Genomic DNA, 705 nt, shown 5'->3' on the forward strand with positions numbered 1-705 from the left:
GAAAATGAAGGCCGTTATGGCTACCGTCGCATTCGTGATGAGTTAACGAATCGTGGTCAAAAAGTGAATCACAAGAAGGTTCAACGCATTATGAAAGAGCTTGGATTAAAGTGTGTTGTGCGTATGAAAAAATATAAGTCTTATAAGGGGAAAGTTGGTAAAACTGCACCCAATATTTTAGCGCGCAATTTTCATGCAGATGCACCGAATCAAAAATGGGTAACAGACATCACAGAGTTTAAATTGTTTGGAGAGAAACTATATATATCACCTGTATTAGACTTGTATAATGGTGAGATTATTACCTATACAATTGGCTCTAGACCGACGTATTCACTTGTTTCAGAAATGTTAGAGACAGCATTAGAACGTTTACCGGAAAATCACCAACTATTGATGCATTCAGATCAAGGGTGGCATTATCAAATGAAACAATATGCCCGGACACTTGAATCAAGAGGTATTGTGCAGAGTATGTCTCGAAAAGGAAACTGTTATGACAACGCAGTAATGGAGAATTTCTTCGGGATCATGAAGTCGGAATTCCTCTACATAAAAGAGTTTGAAAGTGTAGATCATTTTAAAATAGAATTAGAAAAATATGTAGATTATTATAATACGAAACGGATAAAGGCAAAATTAAAAATGAGCCCGGTGCAATACCGGACTCATTTGGATCAAGCTGCCTAATGAAATAACCGTGTC

General features: G+C 36.7%; 1 protein-coding gene. It reads left to right on the forward strand.

The genetic code is table 11. The features are described from left to right. A partial coding sequence (locus JDS81_RS29780) for an IS3 family transposase (RefSeq protein WP_142316372.1) occupies nucleotides 1-690 on the forward strand: 690 nt, incomplete at its 5' end. Between the last annotated feature and the right edge of the window lie 15 nt (nucleotides 691-705).

The organism is Bacillus cereus group sp. N31 (assembly GCF_016483245.1).
In the GTDB taxonomy this organism is placed as follows: Bacteria; Bacillota; Bacilli; order Bacillales; family Bacillaceae_G; genus Bacillus_A; species Bacillus_A toyonensis.